The organism is Cupriavidus metallidurans CH34 (assembly GCF_000196015.1).
In the GTDB taxonomy this organism is placed as follows: domain Bacteria; phylum Pseudomonadota; class Gammaproteobacteria; order Burkholderiales; family Burkholderiaceae; genus Cupriavidus; species Cupriavidus metallidurans.
The window spans coordinates 2,014,282-2,033,272 of the sequence record NC_007973.1 but is presented as its reverse complement, the minus strand read 5'-3'; the positions used below and the strand labels follow the sequence as shown (position 1 = coordinate 2,033,272).

Here is an 18,991-nt window from a genome sequence, read left to right as displayed (position 1 = left end):
AATCCGACAAGGGTAGCAAGAAGCGCATCGGCGGGACATAGGGACGGACGCTATATCCGCACGCGCGGCAAGAAACCCCATTCGATGCCAGGATCGAATCGCCCGGGCGATCAGGCAGACGAGATCAGGTCCCCTTGACGGGCTTCTCGTTAGCCATCTCCTCCGGCTGCGGCTCATCCCAGACGACCTTGTTCCGGCCGCCGGCCTTCGCGGCATAGAGGCGTTGGTCCGCCACCATCAGCAGCGAGTCGAGGTTGCCCGGTTCGTCCGGCGCAATCTGCGCCACGCCGAAGGACGCGGTGAAACGGATGGATGCCGTGTCGTCGCTGTCGACCGGTTCGCAGACCAATGCCTGCAGGGCCAGGCGAAGCTTCTCGGCCAGGTTGGCTGCATCCGCGATACCCGTGCGTGGCAACAGGACGGCAAACTCCTCGCCGCCAAGTCGCGCCGGCAGATCGACATTCCGGACATTCGCGCGCAGCGCGTCCGCCAGGGTACGCAGTACCACGTCTCCGCTGGCGTGTCCCCAGCGGTCGTTGATCTTCTTGAAACGGTCGATGTCGAGCATGATCAGCGAGACCGGAACGGCGTCCCGCTTGCACCATGCGTAGGCGTCTGCGAATCGGGATGCGAACACGCGACGGTTCGCCAACCCGGTCAGGGCATCGGTTTCGGCGAGGGTCCGGAGGGCTTCGCCCCGGGCAATGTAGTGCCCGAACAATGTATGGACAATTGCCAGCGTGAAGCAGAGCAGAAGGCCCAGGGCGACAGCGCCGGCGCCGATGGCGCCGCTCAGGCGGGCGACGCTTGCCTGTAGCAGTTCACGGGTGGAGACCTCGTCGACCATGATCAGGCCGCTGTTTCCGAGCTTGCGATAAATGAGGCGGCTGCCATGCTCGTTGCTCAGGATGCCGGCATCGCTCCTGAATGCCACCGCGAGCTTGTCCGCTGGCCATTTGTTGATGAGCACGGAGGCGAGCGATTCGCCCCGGTGCACGTTTCGCATACTGGCGCCCACGAGCGCGCCGTTGTGGTCCACCAGGTAGTTGTTGACGTCGTGATGGGGGGCAACGTTGAGGGACTCGTCAAGACTGTGCCGCGGAATCTCCAGGATCAGAACGGCCTTGAACGCGTTGCCGGCATAGACAGGAGCGCTCAGGAATAGTGACGATTCGCCAATGTCGTCCATAGACCGCGCGATGCTCCATTGCTGCTTTCGCGTTGGATTGGCCAAGGGGAGGTTATTGCGAAAGTACGCGGCGGAGGCGAGGCTCCGCAGGGTGGGATTAACGTCCTGTTCGCTAATGGCCGGGTAAGCCACGATGATGCCGTTGCCGGACACATAGGCAATGCGTTCCCGGAGCCCGGGTTCGTTGTGTCCCGCACTGAACATATGGCTGAGCGCGATTGCGACCGCCATGCTCGGGATCAGCTTGGCATCGTCGCGCAAGAAGCCATCCAGCCCAGTGAGCTGCGCCGCGCTGACGCCAAAGACGGGCGCCGCGTCACGTGTCCGCAGCGCCCAGACATCGTCATTGCGGTGCTCGAAGGCAGTCTGGATGTCGTGGGCGAAGAGGGCTGGCAATTCGTCCTGGATCTGCATCAGGTGCTCGGCGTAGTTCCGGATGTTCGTCAGGCGCTCCGCCTCCAGTTGAAGCAGCGCGTTGATGCTCACGGCACGAACCGCCTGCATTTGCCTGACCGACTCGATCTCCGCGTCGCGCGACAGCATCATGCCTCGGAAGATGAGCAGCAAAATCAGGAGAATGGCGGCGCTGAACGCAATCAGAATGAAGCGGCGAGGGCGCCTGATGAGCGCAAGCCATAGCCGGCTCAGGAACCTGTCGGACGGGACCAGTTGTCCGGTATCGGAGGCGGAGTGCATGTTGATTGTTCTTCAATACGTGACCATGGCCGGTGCCCGATCTGGAACGTGATGGCTTTTGTGCGACGGGAAGTCGTATCGTGCCGGATTCAAAACCGTCCGAGACTGGCCGTCGAAAAATTTTAGATCGGTTCTGCAAATCTTCGCGTCCGTGGGGCGACAGCCCGGCAGCACGTGATGGCGGCGGATTTCTCCTCGAATTGCCGATAAACTGTCGCGTAAATCGCCCAAATCCGGGCGCCCAATGATCCAAAATCGCACCCCAGGAGACTGCTTTTCATGGCACGCAAGCCCGTTTCGGACAGCCCCGCCAACGCTGAGCCAGTGGCGAGCCCCTCACCGGCCGCGCCACTGGCGCGCGCCGCCGGCGTCAACATTGTGTCGTCGTCGCATCTGGTTTCGGTGCGTAGCCCGGAATTGTCGGAATTCGAGTTCGGGCTGAATACCGCTTACAACGCCTACAGCCGGTGGGTGGTGCGCTGCATGGGTGCCGCTGGCGTGCGCGACCTGACGTTCCTGGACGTGCTGGTACTGCACCACGTCAATCATCGCGGACGCGCCAAGCGGCTGGCGGACATCTGCTTCGTGCTCAACGTCGAAGACACCCACCTGGTGACATACGCGCTCAAGAAGCTCGTGGGGCTGGGACTGGTGGCCGGAGAGCGGGTTGGCAAGGAGGCCACTTACGCCACCACGCAGGCCGGTGCCGACGCCTGCGCCAGGTACCGCGAGATCCGCGAGCAGTGCCTGACGAGCAATTTCACGGAGGGTAGCGAGGAAAACCTGGAGATCGGCGAACTGGCACGCCTGCTGCGTGTGTTGACCGGTCTCTACGAGCAGGCGGCGCGCTCCGCCACCTCTCTTTAGAAATGTGACGCATTGTGCTCTATAACGAGGCTTGGCCTGCCGATAATGACGTCGGTCAGGCCGTCCTTGACCGCTTTCTCCCGGAATGTCCGTCGGTACCCGATTGCGCAATGCAAAAAGCGGTCGCCGACAAGGTACAATAGCGGATTCCCGCCAGCCGGCATTCCATTCAGCAGTGTCGGCGGCCGCCTGCCCCGACCCTCCTACGCCTCCCGACCGTTACGATCATGGCGCATTTCTCGTGCTTCCCCGGCGCTTTGGCGCTTTCTGCCTTCCGTCAGCAACGTCTGCTTGCCGCTCTCCAACAGATCGACGCCGATATTGAATCGGTGCACGGCCAGTTTGTGCACTTCGTCGATTCGGACACACCACTGGCCGCCGAGGATCAGACCCGCATCGGCGCGATGCTGACCTACGGCGCGCCGTTCACCGCTCAGACCGAGGGCGACCGCTTCGTCGTGATCCCGCGCTTCGGCACAATCTCGCCGTGGGCCAGCAAGGCCACCGATATCGCCCACAACTGCGGCCTGACCCACGTTCACCGTATCGAGCGCGGCATCGAAATCACGGTCATCTGCAAGAAGGGGCTGCTGCGCGGCCGCAAGACGCTGGATGCCGGCACGCGCGCCGCTGTGGCCGCACATCTGTTCGACCGCATGACCGAAACGGTGATCGGCAGCCGTGAAGAGGCCGCCGCGCTGTTCCAGGAACTGCCGGCCAAGCCGCTGCAGTTCATCGACATCTCGGCGGGCCGCAGCGCGCTGGTGGACGCCAACACGGCAATGGGCCTGGCGCTGTCCGAGGACGAGATCGATTACCTGCTGGACGCCTATGGCAAGCTCGAACGCAACCCGACCGATGTCGAGTTGATGATGTTCGCGCAGGCCAACAGCGAGCACTGCCGCCACAAGATCTTCAACGCCACGTGGACCATCGATGGCGTGTCCCAGGACAAGTCGCTGTTCGCGATGATCCGCAATACGCACCAGTTGAACCCGCAGGGGTCGATCGTGGCGTACTCGGACAACTCGGCGGTCATGGAAGGCGACGTCGCCGAGCGCTGGTTCCCGCGTGGCGCGGACCAGAAGTACGGCCGCCACGAGGCGCTGACCCACACGCTGATGAAGGTGGAAACGCACAATCACCCGACCGCGATCTCGCCGTTCCCTGGCGCGTCGACGGGTGCAGGCGGTGAAATCCGCGACGAAGGCGCAACTGGCCGTGGAGCCAAGCCCAAGGCCGGCCTGACCGGCTTCACGGTGTCGAACCTGATGCTGCCCGATGCCGTCGAGTCATGGGAAAACGCGCGTGACGCAGCCCAGCCGGTGTCCCACCGCAATCCGGACGACAAGCCGGTTGTGACCGGGAAGCCGGACCGCATCGCATCCCCGCTGCAGATCATGATCGACGGGCCACTCGGCGGCGCGGCGTTCAACAACGAATTTGGCCGCGCCAACCTGGGCGGCTACTTCCGCGTCTACGAACAGAACGTTGGTGGCACCGTGCGCGGCTATCACAAGCCGATCATGATCGCCGGCGGTATTGGCAACATCGACGGTTCGCACACGCACAAGGACCCGCTGCCGGCTGGCACGTTGCTGATCCAGCTGGGCGGCCCGGGTATGCGTATCGGCATGGGTGGCGGCGCGGCCAGTTCGATGGCGACCGGCACGAACACCGCCGATCTCGATTTCGATTCGGTGCAGCGTGGCAACCCGGAAATGGAGCGTCGCGCGCAGGAAGTCATCAACGCCTGCTGGCAGCTTGGCGATGAGAACCCGATCCTGTCGATCCACGACGTTGGCGCGGGTGGCATTTCGAACGCCTTCCCCGAACTCGTCGACGGCGCTGACCGTGGCGCGCGTTTCGACCTGCGTCAGGTGCACCTGGAAGAGTCGGGCCTGTCGCCTGCCGAGATCTGGTGCAACGAGTCTCAAGAGCGCTATGTGCTGGCGATCGCGCCGAACAGTCTGCCGCTTTTCCAGGCGATGTGCGAGCGTGAGCGTTCGCCGTTCGCCGTGGTGGGTATCGCTACAGAGGAGAAGCAACTCCAGCTTGTCGACTCCCATGTGGATGCCGCGCTGAAGGAACACTTCCCGGTCAACATGCCGATGGACGTGCTGCTGGGCAAGCCGCCGCGCATGCATCGCGACGTCACGCGCGTGGAGCGGGAGCTCCCGCCCGTCGATGTGACCGGCATCTCGCTGGAACAAGCCGTGCGTGACGTGCTGCGTCACCCGACCGTGGCGAACAAGTCGTTCCTGATCTCGATCGGTGACCGTACGGTGGGCGGGATGAACGCCCGCGACCAGATGGTGGGCCCGTGGCAGGTGCCGGTGGCCGACGTGGCCGTGACTACGCTCGACTACAAGGGCACCGCTGGCGAGGCGATGACGATGGGCGAGCGCACGCCGCTGGCCGTGATCAACGCGCCGGCCTCGGGCCGCATGGCGATCGGCGAAGCGTTGACCAACCTGGCAGCGGCACCGGTCAAGGACCTGGGCAAGGTGAAGCTCTCGGCCAACTGGATGGCTGCCTGTGGCGTGGCCGGTGAAGACGCCAAGCTTTACGACACGGTGCACGCCGTTGGCATGGAACTGTGCCCGGCGCTGGGCATCAGCATCCCGGTTGGCAAGGATTCGCTGTCGATGCGCACCAAGTGGTCCGATGCCGATGGCGACAAGGAAGTGGTAGCGCCGGTATCGCTGATCATCTCCGCATTCGCGGCGGTGGACGACGTGAACCGCACGCTGACGCCGCAGCTTCGCACGGACCTGGGCGAGAGCGTGCTGATCGCGATCGATCTCGGGCGTGCCAAAAACCGCATGGGCGGCAGCATTCTGGCCCAGGTGACGCAGCAGGTGGGCGATAGCGCCCCCGACGTCGACAACGCGGAAGACCTCAAGAACTTCTTCAACGTGATCCAGCGCCTGAATCGTGAAGGCAAGCTGCTGGCCTATCACGATCGTTCGGACGGCGGTTTCATGGCTGCCGTGGCGGAGATGGCGTTCGCGGGCCACTGCGGTGTGTCGCTGAACGTCGACATGCTCACGCTCGATCCGAATGGCGAGCAGGATTACGGCGACGCCAAGAACTGGGCGCAGCAGGTCGCGGAACGTCGCAATGACCAGACGCTGCGCGCACTGTTCTCCGAGGAACTCGGTGCCGTGGTCCAGGTGCGCCTGGAAGAGCGCGACGCCGTGTTCGCGGTGCTGCGCGAGGCAGGCCTGTCGGCATGCAGCCACGTGATCGGCAAGCCGAACACAAACGACCAGGTCGAGATCTATCGCGATGCCAAGAAGGTGTTCGGCGCCGCGCGTGCCGATCTGCAGCGTACGTGGACCGAGGTGAGCTGGCGTATCGCGCGTCTGCGCGACAACCCCGCCTGTGCCGATAGCGAGTACGAGCGCGTGCTCGATGCCGGCGACCCCGGCATCAGCCCCGTGCTGACATTCGACCCGGCCGAGAACATCGCCGCGCCGTTCATCGCTTCGGGCGCGCGGCCGCGCGTGGCCATCCTGCGCGAGCAGGGTGTGAACTCGCAGATCGAAATGGCGTACAGCATGGATCTGGCGGGCTTCGACACGCACGATGTCCACATGAGCGACCTGATTGCCGGCCGCGCGAACCTGGCCGATTTCAAGGGCTTCGTGGCCTGCGGTGGCTTCAGCTACGGTGACGTGCTGGGTGCGGGCGAAGGCTGGGCCAAGACGATCCTGTTCAATGGCCAGATGGCCGAACAGTTCGCGGCGTTCTTCAATCGCCAGGACACCTTCGCGCTGGGCGTGTGCAACGGCTGCCAGATGATGAGCAACCTGGCCCCGATCATTCCGGGTGCCGGCGCCTGGCCGAAGTTCACGCGTAACCAGTCGGAACAGTACGAAGCACGCTTCGTGACCGTCGAAGTGCAGCAGTCGCCGTCGATCTTCTTCGCCGGCATGGAAGGCAGCCGCATTCCGATCGTCGTGGCGCACGGTGAAGGTTTTGCCGATTTCTCGCAGCAAGGCGACATTGCCAAGGCAAACGTGGCCCTGCGTTTCGTCGACAACCGTGGTGCTGCGACGCAGACGTATCCGCTGAACCCGAATGGTTCGCCGGAGGGCATCACGTCGGTTACGACGGTCGATGGCCGCTTTACCGTGCTGATGCCGCACCCGGAGCGGGTGTTCCGTACCGCGACGATGAGCTGGGCGCCGGACGCGTGGAAGCAGATCGCCGATGGTGGCAGCCCGTGGATGCGCATGTTCCGTAACGCACGGAAGTGGGTGGGCTAAGTTCTTATCCAGCCCATGCCAAAGGCGCCCGATTATCGGGCGCCTTTTTCTTTTGGAGCCGCCGTCTGCATTACGGTCAGACAGCCAGACAGCCAAACAGCCAGACGGTCAGACGGTGAGATGCGAGTTCAAGCTACAGCCGTACTGGGCTGGTCCGCAGGGGATGGCGGTGAGGCGGATGGCGTAGGCGCGGACTCCTGCGTCTGCAGGCGGGCGCTCCAGGGCAGGTACCGGGAATAGAGGAGGCGCAAGCGATCGGACCCAGGGGGAATTTTGACTTCTCCGCGGATTTCCATGAAGGCGACCGTGGCCTGTAGCAGTTTCGCTTGCGCATAGCGGTCACGCACGGGGAGGTGAGGGAGCAGGCTACGCCATCGACCGCCGGTACATTCGATATTGGGCATTCCCAACGCGCAATAGACCATGCCGCTGGAGAAGATGTGCCACATTTGCCAATAGCCGCTGGTCACGCCCATTGCTTGATATCCATGGAAGTCATGAAGCCTGCGCCGGAACGCATGGGTTCTGATCTTACCGGGACCGTTGCCAAGTGGAAACCCGCCACCCGTATCAAGATCAAACACGTGCCGTGCAAGGCTGCCCAGAGTGCTCTAAATGAAAAAGCCGGCGCATTAGCGCCGGCTTTTTATCGGATTGGCAACAGATTACTGAATCTTCGCCTTGTCCTTGAGGGACTTCATCATCGCCTGGAACTGCTCGCGCTGCCAGCCCTGATCGCCCATCATCATCTGCTGAAGCTGCGGCTTCACTTCTTCGAACGACGGGATCTTGGCGTCGCGCGTGTCCACCAGTTCGATGATGTGCCAGCCAAACTGGGTCTTGACCGGCGTATCGGTCATCTGGCCCTTCTTCAGGTTGGTCATCGCGGCCGAGAACTCGGGCACGTAGCTGCTGCTGTTGGCCCAATCCAGGTCGCCACCGTTCGCGGCGGAGCCGGTGTCCTTCGACTGGGCCTTGGCCACATCTTCGAACTTGGCGCCGGCCTTGATCTTGGCGATCAGTGCTTTGGCGTCGGCTTCCTTCTCCACGAGGATGTGACGGACGTGGTATTCCTTGCCGTTGCCGAACTGCGCCTTGATCTTCTCGTATTGCTTGCGCAGCTCTTCATCGCTGGCGCCGTGGGTGCGCACGTAGTCCTCGAATACCGCGCCGGCCAGCACGTTCAGGCGGGCCTGTTCCAGTTGCTCCTGCACGTCGTCACGCTGGGTGATGCCGCGCTTGTTGGCTTCCTGGAGCAGCAGTTCGCGGTCGATCAGCATGTTGCGCGCACGGTCGCGCAGTTCGGGAGTTTCCGGCTGGCCAGTGCTGGCGATCAGCTTGTCCACCTTGGCCGACGAAATCGGCTTGCCATTCACAACGGCAGCGTTCTGGGCGAATGCGGGCAGGCTGCCAGCAGCAAGCACAGCCGCCAGGCTGAACGAGAGGACGGAGGTCTTCATGGGGTCAGGTCTGAGAGTTGCGAGTAGCGTCGCGGGTTGCTTCGCGTGATTGATATTCTTGGTCGGTGTACGCGTTGACAGCCAACGCGTGGATTTGCGAGGGGAACAGTTCGCGCAGCGCATCATACACCATACGGTGCCGGGCTACGCGAGAGTGACCCCCGAACCGCTCGCTGACGATGAGCACGTCGTAGTGCCCGCCGCCAGAGGCAGCGCCTGCATGGCCGGCATGGGCGGCGCTGTCGTCGCGCACGGCCAGGCGGGTGGGATCAAGCGCTGCCTGGAGCAGCGCTTCGATGGTGGCGGGGTCAGCTGCCATCCGGATTTCCTTCTGTTCTGTTCTGAATCGATGAGTCCGCGGCGCGGTGGCTTACTCGGACGGGGTTTCCTGGATATGGCGCGACAGCCAGATACTCTGCGCCACAATGAACACCAGCATCAGGCCCATGCTGCCGAACAGCTTGAAGTTGACCCAGGTGTCGGTCGAAAACTGGTACGCCACATACAGGTTGAGCACGCCCATCACGGCGAAAAAGCCCGCCCATGCGACGTTGAGGCGGCCCCACATCGGTTCGGGCAGCGTCACCTGCTTTTCCATCATGGCGCGGATAAGGTTCTTGCGCCATCCGATGACCGAGCCGATCAGGGTGACCGCGAACAGCCAGTAGAGCACCGTCGGTTTCCACTTGATGAAGGTCTCGTTGTGCAGCAGGATCGTGGCGCCACCGAATACGGCGATGATCGCCAGGCTGACCCATTGCATGGGCTCGGCCTTGCCGTGACGGAAATGAACCCAGGCAATCTGGACCACCGTCGCGCCGATCGCCACGGCCGTCGCGGGATAGATGCCGAACAGCTTGAAGGCGACGAAAAAAAGGATGACCGGGAACAGGTCGAAAAGAAATTTCATGCGGATGCGATAAGGTTGGCGGATCGGCGATCAGGCTGGCCCGCGGGCGATCCGCCGCCTGGCAGATCGGTCATGCGACCGGAGTGCGGGTGTCGTCACCCACGATCTTCCGGATCGCGATCATCGAATTTTAGCGCAGCCGAGTTGATGCAATACCGAAGTCCGGTGGGAGCGGGGCCGTCCTCGAAGACGTGGCCCAGATGGCTGCCGCATTCCTTGCAGCGGACTTCCACCCGTGTCATGCCATGGCTATGGTCGGTGTGTTCGGCGATCACTTCGCCGTTGATCGGGCGGAAATAGCTCGGCCAGCCGCAGCCGGCGTCGAATTTGGTGGCCGACTCGAACAGCGGCGTGCCGCAGCCCACACAATGGTAGATGCCCTGGTTCCAGTGGTCCCAGTACTGGCCGGTGAACGGGCGCTCGGTGGCGGCCTCGCGCGTGACGCGGTACTCGATGTCGGACAACTGGGAGCGCCATTCGGCGTCGGTCTTGGTCGTGGTCATGATCGTGCTTCCTGGTAGTGCGGCATTCTTGGGGGCGTTTGGTCTGGATTACGACGAACAGCTGACTTCAAGGCCGGAGGCCCAATCGGGCGGCAGCTTTGCATATGACTCGGCTTCGGGCTGTTCGTCGAATGGCTTCGACAAAACGGCCATAAGGCGATCCACTTCGGAGAAATCCTTGTCGCGCGCGGCGCGGATTGCCGTCTCGGCCATATGATTGCGCAGGACGTACTTCGGATTCGTGGCCAGCATGGCGGTCGTGCGTGCCGCATCGTCCGACTGCTCGCTCTGGAGCCTGGCGCGGTACTCAGCTGCCCACGCATCCCAGGCCGCGCGATCGAGGAACAGGTCGCGTACCGCTGCATCGTGCGAGTTATCCAGCGAGGAAACGCGCGAAAGATTGCGCCAGAACGATGTGTAGTCCACGCGATTTTCGTGAAGTACACGGAACAGATTGGTCATCAGCGTCTCGTCTTGCTCCTGTTCGCTGCGCAGGCCAAGCTTGGCGCGATAGTGACGGAAGAATGCCTCCGCGTAGCGGTCACGGAACGGGTCGAGCGCCTCACGGGCGGCTTCCACCGCTGCTGCCTTCTCGGCCTCGGGGTCCGCCGCATTGGCGTCGCGCCAGAGCGGCAGCAGCGCCTGCGCCAGGCAGTGCAGGTTCCAGAAGGCGACCTGTGGCTGCTGGCTGTAGGCGTAGCGGCCCTGCTGGTCGGAGTGGTTACAGATGTGATTGGCGTCGAAGGCGTCGAGGAATCCAAATGGGCCGTAGTCGATCGTCAGGCCCAGGATCGACATGTTGTCGGTGTTCATCACCCCGTGGCAGAAGCCCACCGCTTGCCAGTGGGCGACCATGTCGGCCGTCAGCAGGGACACGTCGCGCAGCAGGGCCTGGTACGGATTCGCGGCGTTCCGGCAGGCTGGATAGAAGTTGTCGATGACGAAATCGGCCAGTTGCCGGAGCGACGCATGGTCTTCACGTGCGGCAAAATGCTCGAAATGCCCGAAACGGATGAAGCTTGGCGCCAGCCGCGTGACCACGGCAGAGGTCTCGATGGTTTCGCGACGTACCGGCGCGTCGGAGCCGATGATCGACAACGCCCGAGTGGTCGGCACGCCGAGCGCGTACATGGCCTCGGAGCACAGGTATTCGCGAATCGAGGAACGCAGGACCGCGCGGCCGTCTGCCATACGAGAGTAGGGGGTGAGTCCACCCCCCTTCAGTTGGATCTCCCACGGGCCGCCTGGCGTTTGCGCTTCGGCCAGCCGGATTGCGCGGCCATCGCCTAGCTGTCCGGCCCAGACGCCGAACTGGTGGCCGGAGTAAACCGTGGCCAGCGGGTCCGCCCAGTCTGGTACCGCGTTGCCGACAAAGCTGTCGATGAAGGCCGGGTCCTTGACCGCATCCTGAAGGTCCGTCTCGTTCCAGCCCAGCAGCGCCGCAGCGGCTGGCGCGACACTGACAAGGTAGGGCGAAGGCAGTGGCGTCGGGCTGAGTCGCGTGAAGAAGCGCTCGCCGAGCGCGGCAATGCCGGGGCGCGTGCCAAAAGGTACGTTGAAGGAGGTCGGGGGCAAGACGTCAGTGGGTTCGTTGGGCATCAGGGGCAGCCAAAAATGGCAGGGCTCCGCATCGATCAGACCGCTCAATGATGGCGCTGCCGAATGCCCAGTATGAGTGCACATGCATCAAGTGCATGGTGCTAGGGGAAAACGACATATTGAGACACATCTGGCCTCGCAGTATTGTACTTGCACCGGTTTCCCCCTGTAGCCCAAGGGTCTCCGCTGTATCGCAGACCACGCAAATAGCGATGCAAATAGCGGACATCAATCCTATGCATGACAGGGGCCGGAGCGCTGCCATCGAGCGCGGCGCTCGCGCGATCCATCACACATAAGTGTCACCGGTTTCTGTTTTCGCGGAGTATGGGAGCAATCGGCCAAAAATTAGCACGATTGTTCGTTTTTCAGACTGATCATTCAAGACTGGAGACAGTTTCATGGCTTTGATGGGACAAATGATGAGCGCACCGTTGCTCATTTCCTCCATCATCCGGCACGCTGCGCGCTACTACGGCAGCACCGAAATCGTCTCGCGACGAACCGAAGGCGACCTGCATCGCTATACCTACCGCGATTGCGAACTGCGCGCGCGCAAGCTGGCACAGGCGCTTGGCGCGCTGGGCGTGCAGCAGGGCGAACGCGTTGGCACGCTGGCCTGGAACGGCTATCGCCACCTTGAGATTTACTACGGCGTGTCCGGCATGGGCGCCGTCTGTCATACGATCAACCCGCGCCTGTTCCCGGAACAGATCGCCTACATCGTCAATCATGCCGACGACCAGTACGTGTTCTTCGACAGCACGTTCCTGCCGCTGGTAGAGGGCGTGGCGCCGCATTGCCCGAACGTGAAGGGCTGGGTGATGATGTCCGACCGCGCCCACATGCCGGCCGAGTCGAAGGTCGACCTGATCTGCTACGAAGACCTGATCGACGCCCAGGACGGAAACTACGAGTGGCCGCAGTTCGACGAAAACCAGGCGTCCAGCCTTTGCTACACGTCCGGTACCACGGGCAACCCGAAGGGCGCGCTGTATTCGCATCGCTCGACGGTGTTGCACTCGTACGCCTCGGCACTGCCCGACGCGCTCGGATGCTCCGCGCGTGACGTGATTCTGCCGGTCGTGCCGATGTTCCACGTCAATGCCTGGGGCCTGCCGTACTCGGTGCCGCTGGTCGGCGCAAAGCTGGTGCTGCCCGGGCCGAAGCTTGACGGTGCTTCGCTGTTCGAACTGTTCGAGCAGGAGGGCGTGACCTTCTCCGCCGGCGTGCCGACGGTCTGGCTGGGCCTGCTGCAATACGTCCAGGCCAACAAGCTGAAGTTCTCGACGTTCCGCCGCACCGTGATTGGCGGATCGGCGGCGCCGCCCGCAATGATCCGCGCGCTCGAAGCGCTGGACGTGGAAGTCATCCACGCATGGGGCATGACCGAGATGTCGCCGCTGGGCACGTCCTGCAAGCTGCTGGCGCGCCATTTGGACCTGCCTGAGGAGGCGCGTCACAAGATCGTGGAGAAGCAGGGCCGCGTGATCTATGGCGTCGACATGAAGATCGTCGACGGTGAAGGCAAGGAACTGCCGTGGGACGGCAAGGCCTTCGGCGACCTCTACGTGCGCGGCCCGTGGGTCATCGACCATTACTTCCGCAACGACAACAGCCCGCTCGTGGATGGCTGGTTCCCCACCGGGGACGTGGCCACGATCGACGAAGAGGGCTACATGCAGATCACGGACCGCAGCAAGGACGTGATCAAGTCCGGCGGCGAATGGATCTCGTCGATTGATGTCGAGAACGTCGCTGCCGCGCATCCGGCCGTGCACATGGCCGCCTGCATCTCCGCGTATCACCCGAAATGGGACGAGCGACCGCTGCTGGTGGTGGTCAAGCGCCCGAACATGGAGATCACGCGCGAGGAACTGCTCGGGTTCTTCGAGGGCAAGGTCGCCAAATGGTGGATTCCCGACGATGTGCTGTTCGTCAGCGAGATTCCGCTCACGGCTACCGGCAAGATGCAGAAGCTCAAGTTGCGGGAGCAACTCAAGGACTACAAGCTGCCCACCGCCTGAGGCCGATCGAGGTCGACCGCAGCGGGATATTCATCTGATCAGGTAGCAGCAGGCATTTGCGCGGGCTCAGGGAAAGGAGTCCGCGCGCCGGTGACCGGCCACGCGAGGAGGGTGTGGCCGGTCACTCATCGCCAATGACAACAAGTGAAGGAGACAGGTATGACCAAGTTGCGTCCGCTGGTAACCGGGGTGGCGGCAGTTGTGGCACTGGGTTCCGCGCTGGTATCGGGAGTGGCTGCAGCCGATACGGTGAAGATCGCGTTTATCGATCCGCTTTCGGGTTTGATGGCCCCCGTGGGCCAGAACCAGCTCAAGAGCTGGCAGTACGTGGCCGACGTGGCTAACCAGAAGAACTGGGCGGGCGCGCACAAGTTCGAGGTAGTGGGGTTTGACAACAAGCTGTCGCCGCAGGAAAGCCTGACCATCCTCAAGCAGGCCGTGGACCAGAACATCCGCTATATCGTCCAGGGCAACGGCTCCGCCGTGGGGCTGGCGCTGGAAGACGCGGTGGCCAAGCACAACGAGCGCAATCCGGGCAAGGAAATCGTCTACCTGAATTACGCCGCGGTGGACCCGGACATGACCAACAGCAAGTGCAATTACTGGCATTTCCGGCTCGACGCGAACTCCGACATGAAGATGGAGGCGCTGACGACGTATCTGGCCAAGGACCCGAACGTCAAAAAGGTCTACCTGATCAACCAGAACTACTCGTTTGGCCACCAGGTGGCGCGCGCGGCAAAGGAATACCTGAAGCGCAAGCGTCCTGACATCCAGATCGTCGGCGAGGATCTGCACCCGCTGGCGCAGGTCAAGGACTTCGCGCCGTATGCGGCCAAGATCAAAGCGTCTGGCGCCGATACGGTGATCACCGGCAACTGGGGTAGCGACCTTGCGCTGCTGATCAAGGCGGGCAAGGATGCCGGCCTGCCGGTCAACTACTACACGTACTACGCGGCCACCACCGGGGTGCCGACGGCGATGGGTGCCTCCGGCGCCGAGCACGTGAAGTACGTCGGCTACTACAACCCGAACAATCCCACCTTCAAGGGTGGCGACATCGTCGAAGGCTTCAAGAAGAAGTACAACGACGACTTCTATGTGATGGCGGCCTACTCGGGCGTTGCCTTCCTTGCCAAGGCCATGAAGGACACTGGTTCCACGGACCCGGTCAAGGTGGCCAAGGCGATGGAGGGCATGAAGGTCGAGAGCATGAACGGGACGGTGGAAATGCGTAACACCGACCACCAGGCCCAGCAACCGCTGGTGGTGGCCACCTGGACCAAGGTCAACGGCAAGGACATCAAGTTTGACCAGGAAAACACCGGCTATGGCTGGAAGACCAACGCGCAGCTCGACCAGTTCGTGGCCGCGCAGCCGACTTCCTGTCAGATGAAACGGCCGAACTAAGTCGGGAAGACAAAGAGAAGGAAGGGCAGATCAGGGTTCCCGTTCGCGCGGGAACCCTGGACAATGCGGATTTTGTCGGGCCATGCTCCGGTGCCGAGGAGTTGCCGTGGAATTTTTTGTCATCTCGCTGTTGAACGGTGTCAGCTACGGGCTGTTGCTGTTCATGCTGTCATCGGGGCTGACGCTGATCTTCAGCATGATGGGTGTGCTGAACTTTGCGCACGCCAGTTTCTACATGCTGGGCGCGTACTTCGCCTACACCATTGCCACCAAGGTTGGCTTCTGGCCCGCGCTGATCTTTGCGCCGTTGCTGGTGGCTGGTGCCGGGGCACTGGTGGAGCGCTTCGGCCTGCGTACCGTCCATAAGTTCGGTCACGTCGCCGAACTATTGTTCACCTTCGGACTGGCCTATCTGATCGAGGAAGGGGTCAAGCTCGTCTGGGGCCTGGCCGCTGTGCCGTACCGGATTCCCGAGGTGCTGGATGGCCCGCTCTTCACCGTCTTCACTTCGTCGTTCCCGAAGTACCGAGCGTTCATGATGCTTGTGTCATTGGGGATGCTGGTGGCGATCTACCTGGTGCTCACACGTACCCGCATCGGTCTGGTGATCCAGGCGGCGCTGACCCATCCCGAGATGGTCGAGGCCCTGGGCCACAATGTGCCGCGTGTCTTTATGATGGTCTTCGGCGGCGGTGCCGCGCTGGCCGGTCTGGCTGGGGTCATCGGCGGCAATGCGTTCGTGACCGAGCCGTCGATGGCGGCCGCGGTCGGGTCGATCGTGTTTGTCGTGGCCGTGGTTGGCGGCATGGGGTCACTCGTAGGGGCGTTCATCGCTTCGATCCTGATCGGGGTGCTGCAGACTTTCGCCGTGACGATCGACGCCTCGATGGCGGGGCTGCTCGGCAGCCTTGGCATGACAGTCACCGATGCCACGCCGCTCAGTTCGCTCTGGAAACTCACAGTCGCCCAGGTGGCGCCGGTGCTGCCTTACGTGTTGATGGTGGTGATGCTGATCTTCCGCCCGCGCGGGCTGATGGGTACCCGGGAGAGCTGAGCGATGGAGTCGACGACGATGCAACAATCCTCCGATCCGGTGGTCACGGGGCGGACCATGCGCTACCGCCCGATGAACCTGTTGCGCTGGCTGATTTGGAGCGTGACCGTGGTGCTGATGCTGGTGATGCCATTGATCTTCAGCGGTGGCTTCGCGGTGACGCTGCTGTCGCAGATGGGCATCATGATCATCTTCGCGCTTTCGTACAACATGCTGCTTGGGCAGACGGGCATGTTGTCGTTCGGGCACGCCGTGTATTCCGGGCTTGGCGCGTTTATCGCGGTGCACGTGCTGAACATGATCGGCGCGGGCAAGGTCTGGCTGCCGGTGTCGATGCTGCCGCTGGTGGGCGGGCTGGCCGGCGCGTTCTTCGGCGTGATCTTCGGCTACGTGACCACGAAGAAGTCGGGTACCACATTCGCCATGATCACGATGGGGATTGGCGAGATGGTCTTTGCCAGTTCGCTGATGTTCCCGGACTTCTTCGGTGGCGAGGGCGGTATCTCGACCAACCGGGTGGTCGGCGAGCCGTTCCTCGGCATCACATATGGCCACGGCCGTCAGGTGTATTACCTGATCGCCGCATGGTGCCTGCTGTCGATGGTGGCGATGTATGCGTGGACCCATACGCCGCTGGGCCGTATCGCCAACGCCGTGCGCGATAACCCCGAGCGCGTGGAGTTCATCGGTTACAACACGCAGCGGGTGCGCTATCTGGTGCTGATCCTGTCGGCGTTCTTCGCCGGCATCGCCGGCGCGCTGTCAGCGATCAACTTCGAGATTGTCTCGGCGGAGAACGTCAGCGCCGTGCGCTCGGGCGGCGTGTTGCTTGCGGCGTTCATCGGCGGGGCGGGGGTGTTCTTCGGCCCGGTGATTGGCGCCATCGTGTTCACGCTGTTCGCCGTCGCACTTTCCGATCTGACCAAGGCATGGCTGCTCTACCTGGGCCTGTTCTTTGTGATGATGGTGATGTTCGTGCCGGGCGGCATTGCCAGCCTGCTAATGATGCAGATGCCACTGGTGGCAAAGAAGCAGTTCGGCCGGATGCTGCCGTACTACGGGCGGGCTGCAGTGGCCGGCGCGGTGCTGCTGGCCGCGCTGATCCTGACGGTCGAGATGGTGTACAAAGTGCAGGTCGATAGCGCCAATGGCACGGAAATGTCGCTGGTGGGCATCGGCTTCGATGCCGGCACGTTCGCGCCATGGATTGTTGCTGCGGCGCTGTGGGCGCTGGGGTATGCGGCGTGGCGCTGGGCGGCGGGGCAGGTTCGCGCACAGCTCGATGCGATCCAGACGCAAACCGGAGGACACGCATGACGACGCCCGCACTTGAACTTTCCGACGTCCGCAAGCGATTCGGCCAGACCGAGATTATCCGTGGCGTCACCCTTTCCATTGGCAAAGGTGAGCGCCACGCGCTGATCGGGCCGAACGGGGCGGGCAAGTCCACCACGTTCAACCTGATCTCCGGCCGTTTCGCGCCGACATCGGGCAGCGTGAAGCTGAACGGGCAGAGCATTGCCGGACTGCGGCCGTTCGAAATCAACCGGATGGGGCTCTCGCGCAGCTTCCAGATCACGAACATCTTTCATCGGCTGTCCGTGTTCGAGAACCTGCGTTGTGCGGTGCTCTGGTCGCTCGGCTATAAGTACTCGTTCTGGCATCGCCTGTCCGAATTGCGCGATGCGCGCGAGCGTGCAGAGGAAGTGCTCGAACTGATCGGCATGGAGCATCGGCGCAATACGCAGGCCGGCTTGTTGACCTATGCGGAGCAGCGCGCGCTGGAAATCGGTATCACGATTGCCGGCGGGGCCGAGGTCATCCTGCTCGATGAGCCGACGGCTGGTATGAGCCGTTCCGAGTCTGACCATGCCGTGGAACTGATCCGGAAGGTCACCGTCGGCAAGACGCTGGTGATGGTGGAGCACGACATGAGCGTCGTGTTTGGCCTGGCGGACAGGATCTCCGTGCTGGTCTACGGCGAGGTCATCGCCACCGATACACCCGAGGCGATTCGGAACAATCGCAAGGTCAAGGAGGCTTATCTGGGTACCACGCTGGATGAGGCGGCCACCGAGGGAGCGCACGGATGAGCACGCGGATGCTGGAAGTCACCGGGCTGCACGCCTACTACGGCAAGAGCCATATCCTCCACGGCGTGGATGCGCATGTGGATCAGGGCGAAATCGTCGCACTGCTCGGCCGCAACGGTGTGGGGCGGTCGACCATGGCCAAGGCGATACTTGGCATGGTGAAGGCGGAGGGTTCGGTCAAGTTCCGGGGCGAGGAAATGCTCGGGCGCCGCACGTTCGAGATCGCACATGCGGGGATCGGCTACGTACCGGAGAATCGCGACATCTTCCCGACGCTGACCGTGCGGCAGAACCTGACCCTCGGCGAGAAGCGCAATCCGCGACAGGCCAAGCCACGCTGGTCTGTCGCGGATATGTATCAGATGTTCCCAAGGCTCAAGGAGCGTGAGAATACGCCGGCCGGCGTGCTGTCTGGCGGCGAGCAGCAGATGCTGACGCTATGCCGCACGCTGATGGGCGACCCGGATCTGGTCCTGATCGACGAGCCCACCGAGGGCCTCGCGCCAATGATCGTCACGCTGGTGGGAGATTTTCTGAAGACGCTCAAGGAACGCGGCATCTCGGTGCTGCTGATCGAGCAGAAGCTGGCGATCGCGCTCGACATTTCGCAGCGCGTCTATGTGATGGGCCACGGCCATATCGTCTTCGAGGGGACCCCCGTTGAACTGAAGGCGAATGCGCAGATACGGAAGGAGTGGCTGGAGGTGTAGGTGCTGAGCCGGGATTCAGATCCCAGACCAGATACATATCGGCGTCGCGCCTCGATGGCCGGCCCGGCTGTTGTTCAATCCACTGCTGTAGATTCAAAGCGTCTTTCTCACGCAGGTGAGCAAGGCGCTTTGCCATGCGCGTCAGACTGCGCTGGCGTTCTCGTCCCCCCGAGTTGCTCTGACGCCGCGCGATTGACCC

General features: G+C 62.7%; 14 protein-coding genes. 8 read left to right on the top strand and 6 right to left on the bottom strand.

Translation table 11 applies throughout. The features are described from left to right. Positions 1-124: 124 nt before the first annotated feature. Entirely contained in the window at positions 125-1,885 is a 1,761-nt protein-coding gene (locus RMET_RS09375; protein WP_011516598.1) for a cellulose biosynthesis regulator YedQ, read from the bottom strand. Between the two features lie 279 nt (positions 1,886-2,164). On the opposite strand from RMET_RS09375, the gene RMET_RS09370 reads away from it, so the two are divergent. Together RMET_RS09370 and purL are read left to right on the top strand one after the other, a co-directional pair. Further along, entirely contained in the window at positions 2,165-2,752 is a 588-nt protein-coding gene (locus tag RMET_RS09370; RefSeq protein WP_011516596.1) for a winged helix DNA-binding protein, read from the top strand. Between the two features lie 227 nt (positions 2,753-2,979). After that, positions 2,980-7,026: a phosphoribosylformylglycinamidine synthase gene (gene purL, locus RMET_RS09365; protein ID WP_011516594.1), complete on the top strand. Its 4,047-nt coding sequence runs from the start codon at positions 2,980-2,982 to the stop codon at positions 7,024-7,026. A 665-nt stretch (positions 7,027-7,691) separates the two neighbouring features. Here the strand turns inward: purL and RMET_RS09355 are convergent. The 5 genes from RMET_RS09355 to RMET_RS09335 all read right to left on the bottom strand — a co-directional run bounded on the left by RMET_RS09355 (position 7,692) and on the right by RMET_RS09335 (position 11,498). Then, positions 7,692-8,486, bottom strand: a complete 795-nt coding sequence (locus RMET_RS09355; RefSeq protein ID WP_008650253.1) for a peptidylprolyl isomerase — start codon at positions 8,484-8,486, stop codon at positions 7,692-7,694. Positions 8,487-8,490: 4 nt separating this feature from the next. Continuing rightward, positions 8,491-8,805 (bottom strand): BolA family protein, encoded by a 315-nt coding sequence (locus RMET_RS09350; protein ID WP_011516592.1) that lies wholly within the window; start codon positions 8,803-8,805, stop codon positions 8,491-8,493. A gap of 51 nt (positions 8,806-8,856) precedes the next feature. Next, positions 8,857-9,396 (bottom strand): septation protein A, encoded by a 540-nt coding sequence (locus tag RMET_RS09345; protein ID WP_008650249.1) that lies wholly within the window; start codon positions 9,394-9,396, stop codon positions 8,857-8,859. Between the two features lie 95 nt (positions 9,397-9,491). Beyond that, entirely contained in the window at positions 9,492-9,899 is a 408-nt protein-coding gene (gene msrB, locus RMET_RS09340) for a peptide-methionine (R)-S-oxide reductase MsrB (RefSeq protein WP_008650248.1), read from the bottom strand. A 48-nt stretch (positions 9,900-9,947) separates the two neighbouring features. Further along, positions 9,948-11,498: a protein adenylyltransferase SelO gene (locus tag RMET_RS09335; RefSeq protein ID WP_029310112.1), complete on the bottom strand. Its 1,551-nt coding sequence runs from the start codon at positions 11,496-11,498 to the stop codon at positions 9,948-9,950. 401 nt (positions 11,499-11,899) lie between these two features. Here RMET_RS09335 and RMET_RS09325 point away from each other — a divergent pair, with 401 nt between their 5' ends. From RMET_RS09325 to RMET_RS09300, 6 genes are all read left to right on the top strand, one after another. Then, positions 11,900-13,525, top strand: a complete 1,626-nt coding sequence (locus RMET_RS09325) for a 3-(methylthio)propionyl-CoA ligase (RefSeq protein ID WP_029307825.1) — start codon at positions 11,900-11,902, stop codon at positions 13,523-13,525. 159 nt (positions 13,526-13,684) lie between these two features. Further along, positions 13,685-14,935, top strand: a complete 1,251-nt coding sequence (locus RMET_RS09320; RefSeq protein ID WP_011516589.1) for a branched-chain amino acid ABC transporter substrate-binding protein — start codon at positions 13,685-13,687, stop codon at positions 14,933-14,935. A gap of 106 nt (positions 14,936-15,041) precedes the next feature. Then, the gene (locus RMET_RS09315) at positions 15,042-15,989 is read left to right on the top strand and encodes a branched-chain amino acid ABC transporter permease (protein ID WP_029307826.1); all 948 of its coding nucleotides are present in this window, start codon (positions 15,042-15,044) and stop codon (positions 15,987-15,989) included. A 3-nt stretch (positions 15,990-15,992) separates the two neighbouring features. After that, a complete protein-coding gene (locus RMET_RS09310; protein ID WP_011516587.1) occupies positions 15,993-17,306 on the top strand; it encodes a branched-chain amino acid ABC transporter permease in 1,314 nt (437 codons plus the stop codon). Beyond that, the gene (locus RMET_RS09305) at positions 17,303-18,082 is read left to right on the top strand and encodes an ABC transporter ATP-binding protein (RefSeq protein WP_011516586.1); all 780 of its coding nucleotides are present in this window, start codon (positions 17,303-17,305) and stop codon (positions 18,080-18,082) included. The genes RMET_RS09310 and RMET_RS09305 overlap by 4 nt, the downstream gene beginning before the upstream one ends. Then, entirely contained in the window at positions 18,079-18,792 is a 714-nt protein-coding gene (locus RMET_RS09300; RefSeq protein WP_011516585.1) for an ABC transporter ATP-binding protein, read from the top strand. The genes RMET_RS09305 and RMET_RS09300 overlap by 4 nt, the downstream gene beginning before the upstream one ends. Positions 18,793-18,991 lie beyond the last annotated feature (199 nt).